The organism is Streptomyces sp. NPDC088554 (assembly GCF_044752945.1).
Lineage (GTDB): Bacteria > Actinomycetota > Actinomycetes > Streptomycetales > Streptomycetaceae > Streptomyces.
In genome coordinates this window covers 335,550-355,151 of sequence record NZ_JBIVMF010000001.1, presented here as the reverse complement: position 1 = coordinate 355,151, position 19,602 = coordinate 335,550, and the positions used below count along the sequence as shown (strand labels likewise).

The 19,602-nt window shown below is 71.7% G+C and carries 16 protein-coding genes; 3 read left to right on the top strand and 13 right to left on the bottom strand.

The window, feature by feature from the left end; genetic code table 11:
• Positions 1-155: 155 nt before the first annotated feature.
• The 4 genes from ACIP8W_RS01430 to ACIP8W_RS01415 all read right to left on the bottom strand — a co-directional run bounded on the left by ACIP8W_RS01430 (position 156) and on the right by ACIP8W_RS01415 (position 6,034).
• A complete protein-coding gene (locus ACIP8W_RS01430; protein WP_402201572.1) occupies positions 156-2,606 on the bottom strand; it encodes a [protein-PII] uridylyltransferase in 2,451 nt (816 codons plus the stop codon).
• 17 nt (positions 2,607-2,623) lie between these two features.
• Positions 2,624-2,962 (bottom strand): P-II family nitrogen regulator, encoded by a 339-nt coding sequence (locus tag ACIP8W_RS01425; RefSeq protein ID WP_401953786.1) that lies wholly within the window; start codon positions 2,960-2,962, stop codon positions 2,624-2,626.
• Positions 2,959-4,242 (bottom strand): ammonium transporter, encoded by a 1,284-nt coding sequence (locus tag ACIP8W_RS01420; protein WP_401953789.1) that lies wholly within the window; start codon positions 4,240-4,242, stop codon positions 2,959-2,961. The genes ACIP8W_RS01425 and ACIP8W_RS01420 overlap by 4 nt, the downstream gene beginning before the upstream one ends.
• A 313-nt stretch (positions 4,243-4,555) precedes the next feature.
• Complete coding sequence (locus ACIP8W_RS01415) at positions 4,556-6,034, bottom strand: hypothetical protein (protein WP_401953792.1); 1,479 nt, start codon at positions 6,032-6,034, stop codon at positions 4,556-4,558.
• Between the two features lie 478 nt (positions 6,035-6,512).
• On the opposite strand from ACIP8W_RS01415, the gene ACIP8W_RS01410 reads away from it, so the two are divergent.
• Positions 6,513-7,166 carry a bifunctional DNA primase/polymerase gene (locus ACIP8W_RS01410; protein ID WP_401953795.1) on the top strand — a complete coding sequence of 218 codons (654 nt, stop codon included), beginning with the start codon at positions 6,513-6,515 and terminating at the stop codon, positions 7,164-7,166.
• A gap of 84 nt (positions 7,167-7,250) precedes the next feature.
• Here the strand turns inward: ACIP8W_RS01410 and ftsY are convergent, their stop codons facing one another.
• The 5 genes from ftsY to ACIP8W_RS01385 form a co-directional block, all read right to left on the bottom strand.
• Positions 7,251-8,453, bottom strand: coding sequence for a signal recognition particle-docking protein FtsY (gene ftsY, locus ACIP8W_RS01405; protein WP_401953798.1), 1,203 nt, complete (start codon positions 8,451-8,453; stop codon positions 7,251-7,253).
• A 154-nt stretch (positions 8,454-8,607) separates the two neighbouring features.
• On the bottom strand, positions 8,608-10,026 hold the full coding sequence (locus ACIP8W_RS01400; protein WP_401953801.1) for a sugar porter family MFS transporter: 1,419 nt from the start codon (positions 10,024-10,026) through the stop codon (positions 8,608-8,610).
• Between the two features lie 288 nt (positions 10,027-10,314).
• Positions 10,315-14,013: a chromosome segregation SMC family protein gene (locus tag ACIP8W_RS01395; protein ID WP_402201569.1), complete on the bottom strand. Its 3,699-nt coding sequence runs from the start codon at positions 14,011-14,013 to the stop codon at positions 10,315-10,317.
• Positions 14,014-14,207: 194 nt separating this feature from the next.
• Positions 14,208-14,429 carry a hypothetical protein gene (locus ACIP8W_RS01390; protein WP_401953807.1) on the bottom strand — a complete coding sequence of 74 codons (222 nt, stop codon included), beginning with the start codon at positions 14,427-14,429 and terminating at the stop codon, positions 14,208-14,210.
• Positions 14,430-14,831: 402 nt separating this feature from the next.
• Entirely contained in the window at positions 14,832-15,113 is a 282-nt protein-coding gene (locus ACIP8W_RS01385) for an acylphosphatase (RefSeq protein WP_401953810.1), read from the bottom strand.
• 136 nt (positions 15,114-15,249) lie between these two features.
• Between ACIP8W_RS01385 and ACIP8W_RS01380 the strand changes: the two genes are divergently transcribed.
• Both ACIP8W_RS01380 and ACIP8W_RS01375 read left to right on the top strand, forming a co-directional pair.
• On the top strand, positions 15,250-16,218 hold the full coding sequence (locus ACIP8W_RS01380; protein WP_402201567.1) for a CAP domain-containing protein: 969 nt from the start codon (positions 15,250-15,252) through the stop codon (positions 16,216-16,218).
• 82 nt (positions 16,219-16,300) lie between these two features.
• Positions 16,301-16,735, top strand: a complete 435-nt coding sequence (locus ACIP8W_RS01375; RefSeq protein WP_402201565.1) for a winged helix-turn-helix transcriptional regulator — start codon at positions 16,301-16,303, stop codon at positions 16,733-16,735.
• 51 nt (positions 16,736-16,786) lie between these two features.
• On the opposite strand, the gene mutM is transcribed toward ACIP8W_RS01375, so the two are convergent.
• The 4 genes from mutM to ACIP8W_RS01355 form a co-directional block, all read right to left on the bottom strand.
• On the bottom strand, positions 16,787-17,677 hold the full coding sequence (mutM, locus tag ACIP8W_RS01370) for a bifunctional DNA-formamidopyrimidine glycosylase/DNA-(apurinic or apyrimidinic site) lyase (RefSeq protein ID WP_402201563.1): 891 nt from the start codon (positions 17,675-17,677) through the stop codon (positions 16,787-16,789).
• A gap of 95 nt (positions 17,678-17,772) precedes the next feature.
• Positions 17,773-18,741 carry a ribonuclease III gene (gene rnc, locus ACIP8W_RS01365; protein WP_401953822.1) on the bottom strand — a complete coding sequence of 323 codons (969 nt, stop codon included), beginning with the start codon at positions 18,739-18,741 and terminating at the stop codon, positions 17,773-17,775.
• Between the two features lie 19 nt (positions 18,742-18,760).
• Complete coding sequence (gene rpmF, locus ACIP8W_RS01360; protein ID WP_053675094.1) at positions 18,761-18,934, bottom strand: 50S ribosomal protein L32; 174 nt, start codon at positions 18,932-18,934, stop codon at positions 18,761-18,763.
• 2 nt (positions 18,935-18,936) lie between these two features.
• Entirely contained in the window at positions 18,937-19,542 is a 606-nt protein-coding gene (locus ACIP8W_RS01355; RefSeq protein WP_401953824.1) for a YceD family protein, read from the bottom strand.
• Positions 19,543-19,602: the final 60 nt, after the last annotated feature.

Below are 19,602 nucleotides of genomic sequence, written 5' to 3'. Positions count from 1 at the left end.
CGAGGTGAGGTCTGCCCCGTGTACGGCCGGGGCTGTGCGGGGGACGGTCCTCGCCGTACATCCGGACGTCCGCGGTACGGGACGTCACGGTGTACGGGGACGATCTGCCCGGCAGTCCGGCTGCCCGGCAGTCCGGCAGTCCGGCATCCGGCTTCTCAGCGCAGCGCGACCTCCAGCGCGCGGGCCAGTTCGGCGGCGGCGGTCGCGGACAGCGGCCGGCCCCGGTCCGAGGTGACGTAGAAGGCGTCCACCGCGTTGGCCCCCAGGGTCGACACATGGGCGCTGCGTACCCGTACCGCCGCCGTCTCCAGCGCGTGGCCGATGCGGTGCAGCAGTCCGGGGGCGTCCTGGGCGCGGACCTCGATGACCGTCGCGTGCCGCGAGGCGGTCGGCGCGACGGTGACCCGGGGCGGCGGGGCCTGGACACCCCGGCGGCGCGGGTAGGCGGCCTCGCGCTCGGCGAGCCGCGCGCTGATGTCCAGGGAGCCCTCCAGCGCCCGTACCAGATCCGCGCGCAGCCGCGCGGCCTGGGGCAGGGAGCCGTACGCGGCGGCGACGCGCCAGTTGAGCAGCAGGACCTCGGCGGTGCCGAGTCCGGTGGGCAGCTCGACGGCGCGCAGCTCCGCCGCCCGCACGGTGAGCCGGTGCAGCGCCAGCACCCCGGCGGCGGCGGGCAGGACGCCGGGCCGGTCGGGCAGGGCGATGAGCAGTTCGACACCGACGGGTTCGGGGGTCTCGGGGGCGGTGTCCTGCGGGGTCTCGGGCTGGGCGTGCAGCGCCAGTACGGGCCCCCCGGTGCGCAGCGCCTCGACGGCCAGGCGTTCCTGTTCGGCGTTGGGCGCGGCGGGTTCGGGCTCGGCGGGGTCGTCGCCCGCGAGGACGGCGGCGACGCGGGCGACGAGGTCGTTGACGAGCGAGGCCCGCCAGGACGACCAGGCCGCCGGTCCGGTGGCGAGCGCGTCGGCCTCCGTGAGGGCGTGCAGCAGCTCCAGGGTGGTGACCGAGCCGACCCGGTCGGCGACGGAGCCGACGGTGGCCGGGTCGTCGAGGTCGCGCCGGGTCGCGGTGTCGACGAGCAGCAGGTGGTGGCGTACGACGGTGGCGATGGCCGCCGTGTCCTCGCGGTCGAAGCCCATCCGGGTGGCGACGTCGCGGGCGATGACCTCGCCGGCCACGGAGTGGTCGCCGGGCCAGCCCTTGCCGATGTCGTGGAGCAGGGCGCAGACGAGGAGCAGGTCGGGACGGCCGACGCGACGGGTCAGCGAGGACGCCTGGACGGCGGTCTCGACGAGATGGCGGTCGACGGTCCAGGTGTGGACGGGGTTGCGCTGGGGGCGGCAGCGGACCCGCTCCCAGTCGGGCAGCAGCCGCGTGATCAGCCCCTCGGCCTCCAGGGCCTCCCAGACGGGGACGGTGGACTCGCCGGCGCCGAGCAGCGTGATCAGTTCGTCGCGCGCCTCGGCGGGCCAGGGCACCGGCAGCGGCTTGGTGGCCGTGGCCAGCCGCCGGACGGTGTGCAGGGAGACCGGCAGCCCGGCCTGGGCTGCCGCGGCGGCGGCGCGCAGGGGCAGGACGGGGTCGCGTTCGGGGCGCGCGGTGCGGGCGAGGACGACCTCACCGTCCTGTTCGACGACGCCCTCGGCGAGCGGGGTGCGGTCGGGGGCGGGCTTGTTGCCGAGCATGGCGCGCAGCCGGGGGCGTACGGACCGGGAGCGCAGTACGCGGTTGACCTCGCGCCAGGTGACGTCGGAGGCGTACGAGACGGTGCGCGCCGCCTCGTACACCTGGCGCAGCAGCGCGTCGGCGTCGAGGAGCCCCAGCTCGGTGGCGACGGAGTCCTGTTCCTGGAGGGCGAGCCGGTCGGTGGCGCGTCCGGTGGTCAGGTGCAGGGCGTCGCGGGCGTCGAGCAGGGCGCGGCGGGCGTCGGCGAGCCCTTCGCGGGGGGCGTCGGCGAGCCAGGAGGCGGCGACGGCGCGCAGCGCGGTGGCGTCGCGCAGGCCGCCTCTGGCCTCCTTGAGGTCGGGTTCCAGCAGGAATCGCAGCTCGCCCTGGCGTTCGGCGCGTTCGCGGCAGAGTTCGTCCAGGGCGGGGAGGCGTTTGACGGCGGTGTTGCGCCAGTCGGCGAGGATCGCGGTGCGTACGCCGGTGACCAGTCCGAGGTCGCCCGCGATGTGCCGGGCGTCGAGGAGCCCGAGCTGCACCTTGAGTTCCTCGGCGGCGGTCCCGCGCACCTCGGCGGGGGTACGGACGGAGTGGTCGAGGGCGAGTCCGAGGTCCCAGACCGGGTACCAGACGCGGTCGGCGAGGGCGGAGATGGCGGCGGGGCCGGATTTCCCGTCGTGCAGGAGCAGCAGGTCGAGATCGCTGCGCGGGGACAGTTCGCCGCGGCCGTAGCCACCCACGGCGACGAGGGCGGCACCCTGGACGCCGGTCTCTCCGGCGGCGGTGGTGAACAGCGCGTTCAGCCAGTCGTCGGTCAGCCGGGCCAGGGCGGCACGACGCGGCGGCCCGGACTGCGTCTTCTCCTGGAGAAGGCGCAGCCGGGCCGCCGCGTAGCCGCTGGGTCCCGAGTCTTTCTGTTCGGTGGTCTCTTCGAGGCTCGTCACCCAGTCGTTCCTGTCTTCTAGAGTGCGTCCGGGCCGCGCTCGCCGGTCCGTACCCGGACCGCCGAGTCGACCGGCACGCTCCATACCTTCCCGTCACCGATCTTGCCGGTGCGGGCGGCCTTGACCACTACATCGATGAGCTCTTCGGCGTCGCTGTCCTCGACCAGTACCTCGATACGGATCTTCGGTACGAGGTCGACGGTGTACTCCGCACCCCGGTAGACCTCGGTGTGGCCGCGCTGCCGGCCGTATCCGCTGGCCTCCGTGACCGTGAGGCCATGGACGCCGAAGGCCTGGAGGGCCTCCTTGATCTCGTCCAGCCGGTGTGGCTTCACGACTGCGGTGATGAGCTTCATGCGTCCACCTTCTTGTTCGTCGCCGAGGCGAGGTTCGCGTTCGAGGCGGCGACGCTACTACGGCCCGAAGGGGACCCTCCGACCGCGCTGTAGTCGTAGGCGGATTCCGCGTGGTAGGCCATGTCGACGCCGCTGGTCTCGTCGTCCTCACTGGCCCGGAAGCCGATGGTGGCGTCCACGATCTTGGCGAGGATCCAGGAGACGACGAAGGAGTACGCCATCACCGAGAAGGCGCCGACGGCCTGCTTGCCGAGCTGGGTGAGACCACCGACGCCGCCCGTGGCGAGGAGGCCGACGAGCAGGGTGCCGATGACACCACCGACGAGGTGGACACCGACGACATCGAGGGAGTCGTCGTAGCCGAGCTTGTACTTGAGGCTGACCGCCCAGGAGCAGAGCGCGCCGGCGACCAGGCCGATGAGGATGGCGCCGAAGGGGCTGACGTTGGCGCCGGAGGGCGTGATGGCGACCAGCCCGGCGACCGCGCCGGAGACGGCGCCCAGCGTGGTGAACGCGCCGTGGCGGATGCGCTCGTAGACCAGCCAGCCGATCATCGCGGCGCCGGTGGCGACCTGCGTGTTGAAGGCCATGATCGCGGCGGTGCCGTTGGCGGCGAGCGCGGAGCCCGCGTTGAAGCCGAACCAGCCGAACCACAGGAGCGCCATGCCGAGGACGACGAGCGGCAGGCTGTGCGGCCGCATCGGGTCCTTCTTGAAGCCGATGCGCTTGCCGACCACCAGGACGGCGGCGAGCGCTCCGATACCGGCGTTGATGTGGACCGCCGTACCACCCGCGAAGTCGATCACGCCGAGCTTGAAGAGCCAGCCGTCGGACTGCCACACCCAGTGGGCGACCGGGAAGTAGACGATCGTGACCCAGAGGCCGATGAAGAGCGCCCAGGCGCTGAACTTCACACGGTCCGCGAGGGCGCCGCTCATCAGCGCGGGGGTCAGGATCGCGAACATCATCTGGAAGAGGGCGAAGGCGAAGACCGGGATGCCTTCCTTGCCTCCGGTCAGGGTGTCGACCGAGACGCCGCTGAATCCGATGTGGTCCAGGTTGCCCAGGAGGCCGCCGCCGATGTCGTCGCCGAAGGCCAGCGAGTACCCGTAGAGGACCCACAGCACGCTGACGATCCCGAGCGAGATCAGGGACATCATGAGCATGTTGAGGGCGCTCTTCACCCGCACCATGCCGCCGTAGAAGAATGCCAGGCCGGGCGTCATCAGCATGACGAGCGCGGCACTGATCAGTACGAATGCGGTATCTGCGCCATTCAAGGCCAGCGTCTCCTCGTGGATGGGAACGGCCTGTGCGGATGCTCATGTTTAAAAGGCCGACTGTGCTGAGGAGACTGGCGCAGCGCCGTTTCGGTCAGTACCGCTCGATGTTTCGCACGGGTGACGAAGGCGTCCTGCGTGTTACGAGCCGGTGAACCGGAAGACCTCGGCCAGTGGCTGCGAATGCCCCTTTCCGGCATCGTAAACCGGCCGCGGCGATCACCCTGCTGTCCTGGCGGCGGGGGAGCCGTGTCGGGCTGTACGGGGTGACTGCCGCGGCCGGAGCCCAGGCGGTGCGGGGGATGCCCGCAGCTCAGACGGCCTCCACGGACTCGGGCAGCTCGGAGGCGAGCAGCTCGGTCAGATCGATGACCTCGGCGACGTCCCCGAAGTCCCTGGCGGCGGTGGCGAGTGTCTTGCGGAGCCGGGTGTTGACGCGCTCGGAGCGCACCTTGCGGGCCACCGCCACGGCCCGCTCCGCAAGGGCCGTGGCCTGTTCCGGCTCGCGCTGGAGGAGGTGGACGGTGGCCATCCCGATGAGGTTCAGCGCATACGACCGCTGGTGCTCGTCGTGTTCGAACAGCTCGACGGCGCGCCGCATCACGGGCTCGGCGAGGGAGGCGTAGGTGGGGCTGCGGCCCGCGACATAGGCCAGATCCCGGTACGAGTGGGCGTTCTCCCCGTTCAGCTCGGCCTCGGAGAAGAAGCGGATCCAGTCGGGCTCGGGCTCGCCGTCGAGGCCGATGTCGGAGAAGGTGTCCTCGGCCATCCGGACGGCCCGCTTCGTCCTGCTCGGCTGGCCCATATTGGCGTAGGCCCGCGCCTCCATCGCATACAGCATGGCCTGGGTTCGGGGGGTGGCGCAGTCGCGGCTTCCGTACTGTGCGAGATGGATCAGCTCCAGCGCGTCGTCGGGCCGGTTCAGATGGATCATCTGGCGGCTCATGGAGGACAGGATGTACGAGCCGAGCGGCTTGTCCCCTGCCTCCTTGGCCGCGTGCAGGGCCAGGACGAAGTACTTCTGGGCGGTGGGCTGGAGCCCCACGTCGTAGCTCATCCAGCCGGCCAGCTCGGCCAGCTCGGCCGCGCACCGGAAGAGCCGCTTGGAGGTGGCCTCGGGCTGCGGCTCCTGGAGCAGGTCGGTCAGCTCGTGCAGCTGGCCGACGACGGCCTTGCGCCGCAGTCCGCCACCGCACTGCGCGTCCCACAGCCGGAACATCGCGGTGGTCGACTCCAGCAGGTCCAGCTCGGGGCCGGAGAGCCGGCCCCCGCGCGACACGGGGGCCTCCCGGGGGTCGGGCGCCGCGCTCCGGTCGCCCGCCGGGGCGGGCACCAGCCAGCGCTGCATGGGCTCCACCAGCGCGGGCCCGGCGGCCAGCGCCAGCGAGGTCCCGAGGAAGCCCCGGCGCGCCAGCATCAGATCGCTGCGCGAGAACTCACCGAGCAGGGAGACGGTCTGCGGACCCGTCCAGGGCAGGTCCACCCCGGACACCGAGGGCGACTGGTGCGCGGAGCGCAGTCCGAGGTCCTCCACGGCGACGACGGATCCGAACCGCTCGGAGAACAGCTCGGACAGGATGCGCGGGATCGGCTCGCGCGGCTGCTCGCCGTCGAGCCAGCGGCGTACGCGCGAGGTGTCCGTGCTGATGTGGTGGGCGCCCATCTGCCGGGCCCTGCGGTTGACCTGCCGCGCCAGCTCGCCCTTGGACCAGCCGCTGCGCAGGAACCACGAGCCGAGCTGCCCGTTCGGGCGCTTGCCGGTGTTCGTACCGTCCGCGTCGCTGCCGCCCACTGGAACGCCCCCATCCACCGAAACCCTTTTTTTCGCATCCATGACCGCACTCGGCTCGCCCGCCCGAGCCCGGCTGTCCTCGGCCGCGCGAGCGCTATCAGAATGCCGTGTCCGACCGTCGCCTGTCCGGAGGTTGTACCCCTTCGAACAGGAAACCGAGTTGCCGATGGCATACCCGAGAGACCATTTCACCCGGAGTTCCTCCACCGAAAGTAATCCTACGATCACTCGTCCAGCGAGGGCGACGACAGAAGCGCCACCATTCGCCACCCCTTCACATGAACTCACCTGCGGCGGAGCGCGATTGACTTGACGCGCAACGATCAAACGCGGCGGAGGTCGCACGCCGGGGCGCGCGAATCCGCTCGCACCCCCCTCTGTGCTTCTTCGCACCGCGTCGATCACCCCGGTGGCGACAGAGTGTCACAGGCACACTGCGAGACGTAACCACCGGCGAGTTCGACCCGTTGGAGGGGGCATGGGTTTCACGATCGGCGGTATCCGGGAGATCCGGTCCGGCACCCGCCGCCGCGGCCGCACCACGGAGTGCACCGCGGTGGCCGAGTACACCGGACTCTGGGGCTGGGACGTCGTCCCCGGCGCACGCGCCTCGGGCGGCCGGTGCTCCTGCGACGACCCCGGCTGCGCGGCGCCCGGGGCGCATCCGCTGGGCGCCGGCCCGGAGATCCCGGCGGGCGCCGCCCTCGACGACGTCATCAGGGCCTGGTCCCAGGTCCCGGGGGCGACGGTGCTGCTCCCGGTGGGCCGGGGCTTCGACATCATCGACGTGGCCGAACCGGCGGGCAGCCGGGCGCTGGTCCGGCTGGAGCGGATGGGGCTGCCCCTCGGCCCGGTGCTGGCCACCCCGGCCGGCCGGGCCCACTTCTTCGTCGCCCCCGGCGCCGCGGCCGAACTGCCCGAGCTGCTCTACCGCATGGGCTGGGACGACGCCGACCTCGACCTGCACGCCCTCGGCCCCGGCACCCACATCACCGCCCCGCCGTCCCACCCCGGCCCCGGCCAGGTGCGCTGGCTCAGACCGCCGTCCCTGGACACGGCGGCCGACCCGCCGCAGGCGCGGCTCCTGCTGGGCACCCTGGCGTACATCTGCCACAGATCCTCGGCCGTATAGCGGTACGGGCCGGGCGTGGCCCCCGCGCCACGCCCGGCCCGCGCCGGACACCCCGTACTGAACACGGACATCGCGTACCGGGGCTCAGTCCCCGATCAGCGCGTCGACGAACGCCTCCGGTTCGAACGGCGCCAGGTCGTCCGCCCCCTCGCCCAGGCCCACCAGCTTGACCGGTACGCCCAGCTCGCGCTGGACCGCGATCACGATGCCGCCCTTGGCCGTACCGTCCAGCTTGGTCAGCACGATGCCGGTGATGTCCACGACCTCCGCGAACACCCGCGCCTGCACCAGCCCGTTCTGGCCGGTCGTGGCGTCCAGGACGAGCAGCACCTCGTCCAGCGGGCCGTGCTTCTCCACGACCCGCTTGACCTTGCCCAGCTCGTCCATCAGCCCGGTCTTGGTGTGCAGCCGACCCGCCGTGTCGATGAGGACGACGTCCGCGCCCTCCGCGATGCCCTCCTTGACCGCGTCGAAGGCGATCGACGCCGGGTCGCCGCCCTCCGGGCCGCGTACCGTACGGGCACCGACGCGCTCGCCCCAGGTCTGGAGCTGGTCGGCGGCGGCGGCGCGGAACGTGTCCGCCGCGCCGAGCACCACGGAGCGCCCGTCCGCGACCAGCACCCGCGCGAGCTTGCCGGTGGTCGTGGTCTTGCCGGTGCCGTTGACCCCGACGACCATCACGACCGCCGGGGTGTCCAGCCCGCTCTCGGTCTTGACCGTACGGTCGAACTCCGGGTCCAGGAGGGCCACCAGCTCCTCCTTGAGCAGCGCGCGCAGCTCACCCGGCGTACGGGTGCCGAGCACCCGCACCCGCTCGCGCAGCCGCTCGACCAGTTCCTGGGTCGGCATGACACCGACATCGGCGATGAGGAGGGTCTCCTCGATCTCCTCCCAGGTCTCGTCGTCGAGGTGCTCCCGGGACAGCAGGGTGAGCAGCCCCTTGCCGAGGGAGTTCTGCGAGCGCGCGAGCCGCGCGCGGAGCCGGATCAACCGCCCGGCGGACGGCTCCGGGATCTCGATCGCGGGCGGGGCCTCGGGCTCCTCCACCCCGACCGCCGCGCCACCGGAGTCCGGGAGGCCGACCTCCTCGATCGTGCGGCGCGATTCGTCGCGCGGGGTCTCCGCCTCGTCGCCGACATGCGGCTCGGCGGGGGGAGCTGTGATGGTCGGCGTGCTCGACGGAGCCGGGGGAGGCAGCTTCTTTTTCCTGCGGCTGCCGACCACGAGGCCGCCGATCGCGCCGACGGCGACCAGGGCGATAACTACAACAAGGATGACGATTTCCACACCTCATCTTCGCAGGGACCGTCCACTCCGCCGATGAGGGAACGCGTCCCGCCGCTCCGGCCGTACGGAAAGTGGCGACCCCGTCACGCTCCGCGAGATGGGGACGCGCCACGCGGCCCCGGCCGCGACCGCCGTACTAGTGCCGGGAGGGGCACTAACCCATCTCCTCCAGCGTCTTCCCCTTCGTCTCCCGTACGAACAGGAGCACGAACGGGATGGAGAGCACCGCGAAGCAGGCGTAGATCACATACGTCCCGGAGAGGTTCCAGTCGGCCAGGCTCGGGAAGCTCGCGGTGATGGCCCAGTTGGCGATCCACTGCGCCGAGGCGGCGACACCGAGCGCGGCCGCGCGGATCCGGTTGGGGAACATCTCGCCGAGGAACACCCAGACGACGACACCCCAGGACAGCGCGAAGAAGAGCACGAACACATGGGCGGCGACCAGCGCCACGGTCCCCTCCGGGCTGGGCAGTTTGCCGTCCACGAGCTTCGCGGAGAACGCCCACGCCTCGCAGGCGAGCGCGACCGCCATCCCGGCGGAGCCGACGAGCGCGAGCGGCTTGCGGCCGACCCGGTCGACCAGCACCATCGCGATCACGGTGCCGATGATGTTGACGATCGACGTGGTGAACGAATAGAAGAACGAGCCGGACGGGTCGATGCCGACCGACTGCCAGAGCGTGGCCGAGTAGTAGAAGGCGACGTTGATGCCGACGAGCTGCTGGAAGACCGAGAGCCCGATCCCGACCCACACGATGGGCAGGAAGAGGAACCGACTGCCCATCAGGTCCTTGAAGGTGGACTTGTGCTCGCGGTGCATCGCGTGCTCGATCTCCGCGACCCTGGCGTCCAGGTCGACGCCCTTGCTCTCGACCTCGGCGAGCACCTCCTTGGCGCGGTCCACCCGGCCCACGGAGATAAGGAAGCGCGGCGACTCGGGGATCGCGAAGGAGAGCAGACCGTACAGCAGCGCCGGTACGACCATCACACCGAGCATCCACTGCCACGCCTCCAGCCCGAGCAGCTTGCCGCGCTGGTCGCCGTCGGCGAGCTGGAGGATGCCGTAGTTGACCAGCTGGGAGACGGCGATACCGATGACGATCGCGGCCTGCTGGAAGGAGCCGAGCCGGCCCCGGTACGCCGCTGGAGAGACCTCGGCGATATAGGCGGGGCCGATCACCGAGGCCATCCCGATCGCGAAGCCGCCGATGATCCGCCAGAACGCGAGGTCGTAGATGTCGAAGGGCAGCGCCGAGCCGATCGCGCTGACGGTGAAGAGGACCGCGGAGATCTGCATGCAGCGGATCCGGCCGATGCGGTCGGCGATCCGGCCCGCCGTGGCGGCCCCGATCGCGCAGCCGATCAGCGCGATGGCGATGACCTGGGCGAGCGCCGTGGAGCCGATGTCGTACCGGTCCCTGATGGCCTCGACGGCTCCGTTGATCACCGAGCTGTCGTACCCGAAGAGGAAGCCGCCCATCGCCGCGGACGCCGCGATGAAGATGACATGGCCGATGTGATCCGGGTGAGCCGCCCGGCCGCCGGACGGCGGAACCTGCGCTGTGCTGGTCACGTGTACTCCTGAGCCGCCCGGCGGCGTTGCCGGGCGTGGGGGTGGGCGAGCCCTTCAAGTGAGACATAACGTCCCATCAGTCACCACTTGAAGGCAAAAACAACGTGGCAGAGGATATTCCTCCACCTTTCGAAGCCATAAGCCGGATATCCGGATCGTCTAACCATCACGCCACCAGATGATCTTCAAATGGTGAAGCAAGGCAGGTACGGGAAAACCCGCGCCGGATCCGCGAGGGCGCGGCGGACCTCGGCGGCAGACCTCGGCGGCAGACCTCGGCGGCAGACCTCAGCGGAGCCGCTGGCTGATGACCTTGGAGACCCCGTCGCCCTGCATCGAGACCCCGTACAGCGCGTCCGCGACCTCCATCGTCCGCTTCTGATGCGTGATCACGATCAGCTGGGAACTCTCCCGCAGCTCCCGCATGACCCCGATCAGCCGCTGGAGATTGGTGTCGTCGAGCGCCGCCTCGACCTCGTCCATCACATAGAACGGACTCGGTCTCGCCTTGAAGATCGACACCAGCAGCGCCACAGCGGTCAGGGACCGTTCGCCGCCGGAGAGCAGGGACAGCCGCTTGACCTTCTTCCCCGGCGGCCTGGCCTCGACCTCGACCCCCGTGGCCTGCATGTTCCCCGGGTCGGTCAGGATCAGCCGCCCCGCACCACCCGGGAAGAGCCGCGCGAAGACCCCCTCGAACGCCTTCGCCGTGTCCCGGAACGCCTCGGCGAAGACCTGCTCGACCCGCGCGTCGACCTCCTTGATCACCAGCAGCAGATCGGCCCGGGTCTTCCGCAGGTCGTCGAGTTGCTCGGAGAGGAACGCGTGCCGTTCCTCCAGCGCCGCGAACTCCTCAAGAGCCAGCGGATTCACCTTCCCGAGCTGCTGATACGCCCGTTCGGCCGCCCGGAGCCGTTTCTCCTGCTCCGGGCGCGCGTACGGGACCGGCCGGTTCCGCGGATGCCCGGGGTCCTCGGGCGGCTCCTCGCCCCCGGCGGGCGGCGACGGCGGTACGGGCTGGTCGGGGCCGTACTCCGCGATCAGTACGGCCGGTTCCACCCCCAGCTCCTCCAGCGCCCGCGCCTCCAGCTGCTCGATCCGCAGCCGCTTCTCCGCCCCGAGGACCTCGCCCCGGTGGACGGAGTCGGTGAGCCCGTCCAGCTCGCCCTTGAGCTCACGGCCGCGTGCGCGCTCCTCGGCCAGCGCCCGGTCGTGCTCGCCCCTGGCCGTCTCGGCGGCGGCGCGCTCGGCCTCGGCCCGTACGACCGACACCTCCACATGCGCGAGCAGTTGCCGCGCGCCCGCCGCGACGGCCCCGGCGACCCGCGCCTCGTGGCGCAGCCGCGCCCGCCGCCGCTCCGCGCGCGCCCGCGCCTCGCGCTCGGCGCGCGCCGCCCGGTCGAGCGCGTCCGCGCGCCCCGCGAGCCCCTTGACCCGCTCCTCGTGGGTACGGACCTGGAGCCGCGCCTCCATCTCGGTCTGCCGCGCGCCCGCGCCGTCGGCGGCGAGCCGGTCCCGTACGGAGGTGTCGGGCTCCTCCTCCGCCGGCGCCTCCTCGGCGACGAGCAGCCGCTCGGCCAGTTCCTCGGCCTCGGCGGTGGCGCGCTCCAGCGCGGCCCGGGCCCCGGCCGCGGCCGTCGCCGTCCGTTCGGCCTCGCCCTCGGCGCCGCGCGCCTGCCCGGCCAGCTGCCCCAGCCGCCCCGACACGGCGGACCTCTCCCGGTCGGCGGCCCTGCGCCGCTCCCCCAGCTCCTCGACGAGCGCGCCGCACGCGTCCCGCGTCGCGCCGGCCGCGCGCTCGGCCCCGGCCAGCTCCGCGCACCGTACGGCCAGCTCCGCCAGGTCCGCCGTCGCCGCGTCGACGGAGGCCCGCACCTCCAGCGGACTCGGCGCCCCGGCCGACCCGCCCTGCGCGAAGTGCGCCCCGAGCACATCGCCGTCCGCCGTCACGGCGGTGAGCGCGGGGTGCGCGGCGATCAGCTCCTCGGCGTCCTCCAGCGTGGCGACGACCACCATGTCCTGTACGAGACGGTGTACGGCGCCCCGGAGCGCGTCGGGCGCCCGGACCAGCTCCCCGACGCGGGGCGCGGCGGTACGGACGGCCCCGGCTCCCGGCTCGGGTCCGGGCGCCGGCTCCGGTTCGGGCCGGCGGTCGGACCGGGGCTCGCACGGCGGCCGCTCCCCGCCCTGGCCCGGCACACCACCGGCCGCCGCGCCACAACCGCCGCCCGGCGCCTGCCCCGGCACGGCGCCCGGCCCCCGGCCCGCCGGGTCGCCCAGGAGGAACGCCGCCCGGCCCGCGTCCTGTTCGCGCAGGAGCCGCAGCCCGGCAGCGGCGGCGGCCGGGCCCGAGACGGCGACGGCGTCGGCGGCCACCCCGAGGGCGGCGGCGACCGGGATCTCGTACCCGGGGACGACCGTGAGCAGCCCGGCGGCCGGGCCGAGCAGTCCGGCGAGCCGGTCGCCCGCGGCGAGCAGGGCCCCGGTGCCGTCCTTGCGGCGCAGCCCGAGGGCGAGCGCGTCACGGCGGGCGCCGAGGGCCGCGTGTGCGCGGTCGGCCGTGGTGGTGGCCGCGCGCGCGGCGGTCAGGGCCTCCTCCGCGTCGGACAGGGCGCGCCGGGCGCTCTCATGGCGTCCGACGAGCGTGTGGTCGTCGGCGTCCAGCCCGGCGACCTCCGCCCCGAGCCGCTCGTACTCCCGACGCGCGGCGGCCGCGCGGGCGACGGCCTCGTCGCGGGCGGCGGCGAGCCGGACGGTCTCGGCCCGCGCGGAGGCGGCCCGGCCGCGCGCCGCGTCGACCCGGCCGGCGAGCCTGACCAGGCCCTCACGGCGGTCGGCGAGGGCGCGGGCGGCGTCCTTGAGGCGGCGCTCCTCGGCCGCGAGGAGGCGCTCCAGCTCGGCGCGGTGGCCGACGGTGTCCTCGCGGGCGTGCTCGGCGGCCGCCAGCGCGGCCGTCAGCTCGGCCTCCCGTTCCCGGATCCGCTCCGCCTCCCGCTCCAGCTCCTCGGGGTCGCGGCCGGGGCGCTCCTCGGCGGGTGCCCCGGCCGCGCTCCGCACCCGGGCGTCGGCCAGTGAGACGGTGCCGCGCACCCGCTCGGCCAGCCGGGACAGCTCGTACCAGGTGTGCTGCGCGCGCTGGAGGCGCGGCGCGAGCCGTCGTACCTCCTCCTCCAGCTCCGCCTCGCGGGCGAGCGCGGCCCCGAGCCTGCTCTCCGCGTCCTCCTTGCGCCGTTTCAACTCGGCCTCGTCCGCGATTTCGATGCGCAGCGCGTCACGCAGTGTCACCAGATCATCGGCGAGCAGCCGGAGCCGCGCATCGCGCAGATCGGCCTGGATGACGGCGGCCCGTCTGGCCACCGCGGCCTGCCGTCCGAGTGGTTTGAGCCTGCCGCGGAGTTCGTCGTTGAGATCCTGGACGCGGGCGAGATTCGCCTTCATCGCGTCGAGCTTCCGCAGCGCCTTCTCTTTCCGCTTGCGGTGCTTCAGAACGCCGGCCGCCTCCTCGATGAAGGCGCGGCGCCCGAGCGGATCCGCGTGCAGTACGGAGTCCAGTTGGCCCTGTCCGACGATGACATGCATCTCGCGGCCGATACCGGAGTCGGAGAGCAGTTCCTGAATATCGAGCAGTCGGCAGGTATCACCATTGAGCTGGTATTCGCTGCCGCCGTTGCGGAACATGATCCGCGTAATAGTGACTTCGGCATAGTCGATGGGCAACGCGCCGTCGGAGTTGTCGATGGTGAGGGAGACCTCCGCGCGGCCGAGCGCGGGCCGTCCGGTCGTACCGGCGAAGATCACGTCTTCCATTTTTCCGCCGCGCAAGGACTTCGCGCCCTGTTCTCCCATGACCCAGGAGAGCGCGTCCACCACATTCGACTTGCCCGAGCCGTTCGGGCCCACGACACAGGTGATGCCCGGCTCGAAGCGCAGCGTGGTGGCGGAGGCGAAGGATTTGAACCCGCGGAGGGTCATTGCCTTGAGGTGCACGCCGCCGGACTCTACCCGGCACCGATCGCTCACCGGCGGTTTCACCGCGGAACGCGCAGGGCACATCAGTCGTTAAGAAAGAGGCGGCGGCCAACAGCGCTTCGTACAACGGGAGATGGAAAGAAAGAAGGGACGCCGAAGCGTCCCTTGCATATCTTGCGGGAGTGTCTCTCACCTGACCCCGACGGGGGCTGTCATCGGGTGAGCGCGGGCTCCGCCTGAGGTACGTCAATGTCGATGCCGTGGAGCAGCGACTCTCCGGGGTGCTGTGCGACAGCGGCGTTCAGCACGTCATTCTCGGACTGGATCCGTACGAGTTCGGATTCGAGGTCCTGGACGCGCTGCTGGAGCCGTCGCATCTCGGCGAGGAGTCGCGGGTCGGAACCGCCGACATAACCGAGAAGCGCCTTTGCCATGATGAATGGTCCTCCACACTGAGTGACCGACCGAATGCGGTGTGGGTCGAGAGGGAAATCGCACCCGCGGTGCCTGGCAGCGCTTGTTCTTCACTGCGTTCCTACTGCGGTTCCTACTGCGGTTCTTACTGCCAAACAGCTGAGGTGCGCGGGGATTCCAGAGTCTCACCAAAAAGTTTGACGGTCAACACGATCACAGCGCGTACCGACGGGCGACCCGGGGGCGGGCGCCCGTCACGAGCACGGCGCCGGCTCTCTCGCGGGCCCCGGGGGCATGGAGATCGTCGTTGACCGGGCAGCCTGGCACGACCGGCCGTCCTTGGCAACCGCCAGGTCATCGCCGAAGTGGGCATATGCCCCAGGCATGACGACCCGTCCCCGGCGCCCCTCCGGGCTCCGCGATCACCGGATCGCGAAGCTCTCGTAGCCTCCGCGCGGGGTGTCCCAGATCTCAGTGACTCCGTCCACTCTCCCGGGTGTGTCGACGGAGCGGAGCCACTCCAGCAGGCGGTGGCAATTCTCACGCGGCCCCTCGGCCACGATCTGCACCCTGCCGTCGTCCAGATTGAGGGCGAATCCGGTGAGCCCGCCGATCTCCAGCGCGTTCGCCCTGGTGAACCAGCGAAAACCCACTCCCTGCACTCGTCCGCGCACCCAGGCCGTGAGTCGTACGTCTTCGTTCATGCCCCGCAAGCTAACGAACCGAATCCCCGCGGAGCCCGGCACCCCCACCTGGGCATGCCGTACAGTCCGGTCGCAGTGACCTCACTCGTACGAGTGAGGTCACTCGCCGTCGAAGTCCATGAGGAAGGCACAGCAGATGGGACGCCACGGACGCTCCGACGAATCCGGCGCGCCCGCCGACGCGCCCGCGAACGGCGGCGCGGCGGCCGGACGCGAAAGCGCCGCTCGGCGCAAGGGCCGGGCCGTCAAGCCGGTACGCACCGGACTGCTGGGCGCCTCCGCGGCCATGGCGGTCGGGGCCGTCGCGGTCGCCTCGGGGCTGCTGCCCGGCGGCGGCCAGTTCACGGTCAGCGGCGGCGGGGCCACCGGCGAACAGATCCGCGGCGACATCGTGCCGGAGCTCCAGCAGCAGGGCGGCGCCTCGGCGGAGCCGACGGACGACGCCTCGGCCTCCCCCGGCGCCGCCCCCGGGTCGGCGGCGAAGAAGCCCGCGAAGGAGGCCGCGCCCGCTCCCGCCAAGCCGACCGACCCTCCCTCGAAGGAGACCAGGGCCGTCGCGATCACGCCGAAGGCCAAGCCGTCCGCGGCGCCGTCGGACGGCCCCGACGCCGCGGACACTGCGGCGGGCACGGCCTCGGGCTCGGGTGCGGGCTCCGCGGCGGATTCCGCCGAGGCCCCGGCGGCCGGGCGGGCCACCCAGGACCGCGCCGCCGCGGCGCCCGCGGCCGACGCCTCCGCCGCCGCCGAGGTGCTCGCGCTGGTCAACAAGGAGCGGGCCAAGGTCGGCTGCGCCGCGGTACGGGCCGACGCGAGCCTGGACGCGCTGGCGCAGTCCTACAGCGACGACATGGCGGCGCGCGGCTTCTTCGACCACACCGACCCCGACGGGCAGACCCCGTGGGACCGCGCCGACAAGGCGGGCGTCAAGGATCTCGGCGGCGAGAACATCGCGCGCGGACAGTCCACGCCCGAGGCGGTGATGGAGTCCTGGATGAACAGCGAGGGACACCGCGCCAACATCCTGAACTGCGACTTCACCCGGCTGGGCGTCGGCGTCAACAAGAGCTCCGGCGGCCCGTGGTGGACGCAGAACTTCGGTTTCTGACCCCCCGTAACACCACCGGACAGAACTTACCGCCGGGAAGCGCCATCCAGCAGATGGCGCTTTTGGATTGTAAGGTAACGCTATGAACGGTTATGTGAACGGACAGTGCGCCGACAGCGACTTCGCCGGTCTCGCCTTCGACGTCTACTCGCGGAACTGCCCCTCGCGCTCCACGCTGGAACATGTGACGGGCCGCTGGGGCACGCTGACGCTCGGCGCCCTGCGCGAGGGCCGCTTCCGCTTCAACGAACTGCGGCGGCGCGTGGACGGTGTCAGCGAGAAGATGCTCTCCCAGACCCTGCACGCGCTGGAGCGGGACGGCCTGGTGAGCCGCGAGGCGCAGCCGGTCAACCCCCCGCGCGTGGACTACGAGCTGACCCCTCTGGGCCGACAGGTCGCCGAGCGGCTGCACGGTCTGATCCTACTGGTGGAGGGACACATGTCCGAGGTTCTCTCGGCACGCGAGGAGTACGACACGGACCGCACCCCCCTGGACACGGACCGCACCCCTCTGTAGGACGTACCGCTCTCCAGGACGTACCGCGCCCGGGACGTACCGCCGCCCTTCCTAGGACACGGTGCGCGGCGGGCGCTGGCAGCGGGGACAGAAGTAGCTGGAGCGGTTCATCCACGGCCGCCGGCGCATCGGGGTCCCGCAGCGGTGGCACGGCTCGTCCTCCCGCCCGTACGCGTCCAGCGACCGGTCGAAGTAACCGGACTCGCCGTTCACATTGACGTACAGGCTGTCGAAGCTGGTGCCGCCCGCGCCGAGGGCCTCGTTCATCACGTCCCGCGCGTGCCCGAGCAGTTCGACGGCGCGCGGCCGGGGCAGGGTGGCGGTGGGGCGTTCGTAGTGGAGCTTGGCGCGCCAGAGAGCCTCGTCGGCGTAGATGTTGCCGACGCCGCTGATCAGGGACTGGTCGAGCAGGGCGCGCTTGACCGTCGTACGGCGCAGCCGCAGAGCCGTGAGGAAGGCCGCGTCGTCGAACTCCGGGTCCAGCGGGTCGCGGGCGATATGGGCGATGGCGTCCGGCAGCCCGTCCGGGGTGTTCTCGTGGACCGAGAGCCCGCCGAAGGTGCGCTGGTCGACGAAGCGCAGCTCGGTGCCGAGGGCGTCGTCGAAGCGGACCCGGATCCGCAGGTGCTTCTCGTCGGGCGCGGACTCCGGCTGTACGAGGAGCTGACCGCTCATCCCGAGGTGGCCGAGGACCGACAGACCGGCGTCGGAAGCGTCGGAGGCGTCCGTCATCGGAACGGCGAGCGGCAGCCACAGGTACTTGCCGCGCCGGCGGGCGGCCTGGATGGTCCGCCCCGTGAGGCGGGCCGCGAAGTCCTCGCCGCCGCCGGGGTGCCGCCGTACCGCGCGCGGATGCAGCACCTCGGCCTCCGCGACGGTCCGTCCCGCGATCCAGCGTTCGAGTCCACGCCGGACGACTTCGACCTCGGGCAGCTCGGGCACGGAAAACTCCTCGGGGGTACGCCGGTGGTACGGGAGACGCCCCTCGCGCCGGGGAACGGTGCGAGGGGCGTACCGGGAAGGAACAGCGCGAGACCTCAGGCGTTGGCCGGGTCCGCAGGAGCGGAGACCGGATCGGCCGAAGCCGAGCCCGAGGCCTGATCGGCCGAAGCCGAAGCCGCGTCCGGATCCTTGGCCGAAGCCACGTCCGGATCCGGAGCCGGGTCCTGCGCCGGGTCCGAAGGGGCGTCGGTGTCCCCTCCGTCCACGGCTTCGGCGCCCGCCTCCGCCGCGGAGACCGCCACCGCGGCGGACTCTCCCGCCGCCTGACGTTCGTCCGCCGCGGTCCGGATGGCCCGCCAGGCGGACTCCGCCGCCTGCTGCTCCGCTTCCTTCTTGCTGCGGCCGGTGCCGGTGCCGTACGAGACACCACCGACGCGAGCAGCAGCGGTGAAGGTCTTCTCGTGGTCGGGTCCTGTCTCCGTGACGAGGTACTCGGGCACGCCGAGCGACTCCGCCGCGGTCAGCTCCTGGAGACTGGTCTTCCAGTCCAGGCCCGCCCCGAGATTCGAGGACCTCGCGATCAGCGGGTCGAAGAGCCGGTGTACCAGCTCGGACGCCGCGTCGAGGCCCTGGTCGAGATAGACGGCGCCGATCACCGCTTCAAGGGTGTCGGCGAGGATGGAAGCCTTGTCCCGGCCGCCCGTGCCCTCTTCGCCCCGGCCGAGCCGGATGAAGGAGCCGAGTTCGAGGCCGCGGCCCACTTCCGCCAGCGCACGAGAATTGACCACCGCGGCCCGCAATTTGGCCAGCTGGCCTTCGGGCAGGTCGGGGTGGATGCGATAGAGCGTGTCCGTGACCACCAGGCCGAGCACCGAATCCCCGAGGAATTCGAGCCGCTCATTGGTGGGCAGACCGCCGTTCTCGTACGCGAACGAACGATGGGTCAGCGCACGCACCAGAAGGGCGGTCTCGAGCTGATACCCGAGCCGCCCTTCCAGAAGCGTGTGGGACGAGGCTGTGCTGACATTGTCTGTCTGCTTCTTGGCATGGGACAGTTCAGACATTGAGCCTCTCACCAGCCGCTCAGACCTCGAGGACCTGGCGCTTGTTATAGGTGCCGCAGCTCGGGCACGCGATGTGCTGGAGCTTCGGCTCCTGGCAACGCTCACACGAAACCAGGTTGGGGACCGCAGCCTTCCACTGCGACCGGCGGTGGCGCGTGTTGCTGCGCGACATCTTCCGCTTCGGAACAGCCACGGCTACTTCTCCTGCTTCTCGTCGACGCCCGCTTCGGCGCCGCCCATGTTGTCCTTCTCGCCGTCCTTGACGGTGTCGGCGAGTCCCTGCAATGCCGCCCAACGGATGTCGACGGCGTCGTGGTGGTGGTCCGGGTTCTCGTCCAGCCTGATCCCACATGTGGAACACAGACCGGCGCAGGTCTCCCGGCACACCGGCTGCATCGGCAGTGCGAGCACCACCGCATCACGCAGCACGGGTTCGAGGTCGAAAAGGCTGTCCTCGATGAAGAGACGGTCCTCGTCCTCGGCGTCGTCGGCCGGCTCCACACGGATCGTGCGGCCCCGGTCATCGGCGTCGTGGTACGAGAACATCTCCTGGAAGTCCGCCGCCACATCCTGGCTGAGCGGCTCCAGACACCTTACGCACTCCCCCTCGGCCACCGCACGGGCGGTACCCGTGACGAGCACCCCCTCCATGACCGACTCGACCCGGAGGGCCAGCTCGACGGGGTTGCCCTCGGGGACTCCGAGGACACCGTCGATGCCGAGGTCCGCGGGCGCGGGCACCGAGCGGGTCAGCTTCCGAAGCGCACCAGGACGCCGCCCCAGCTCGTGCGTGTCGAACACGAGGGGGTTGTGGTGGTCGAGGCGCGCGTTCAGGGCTGTTTCCCGCTTTCGGATCGTGAG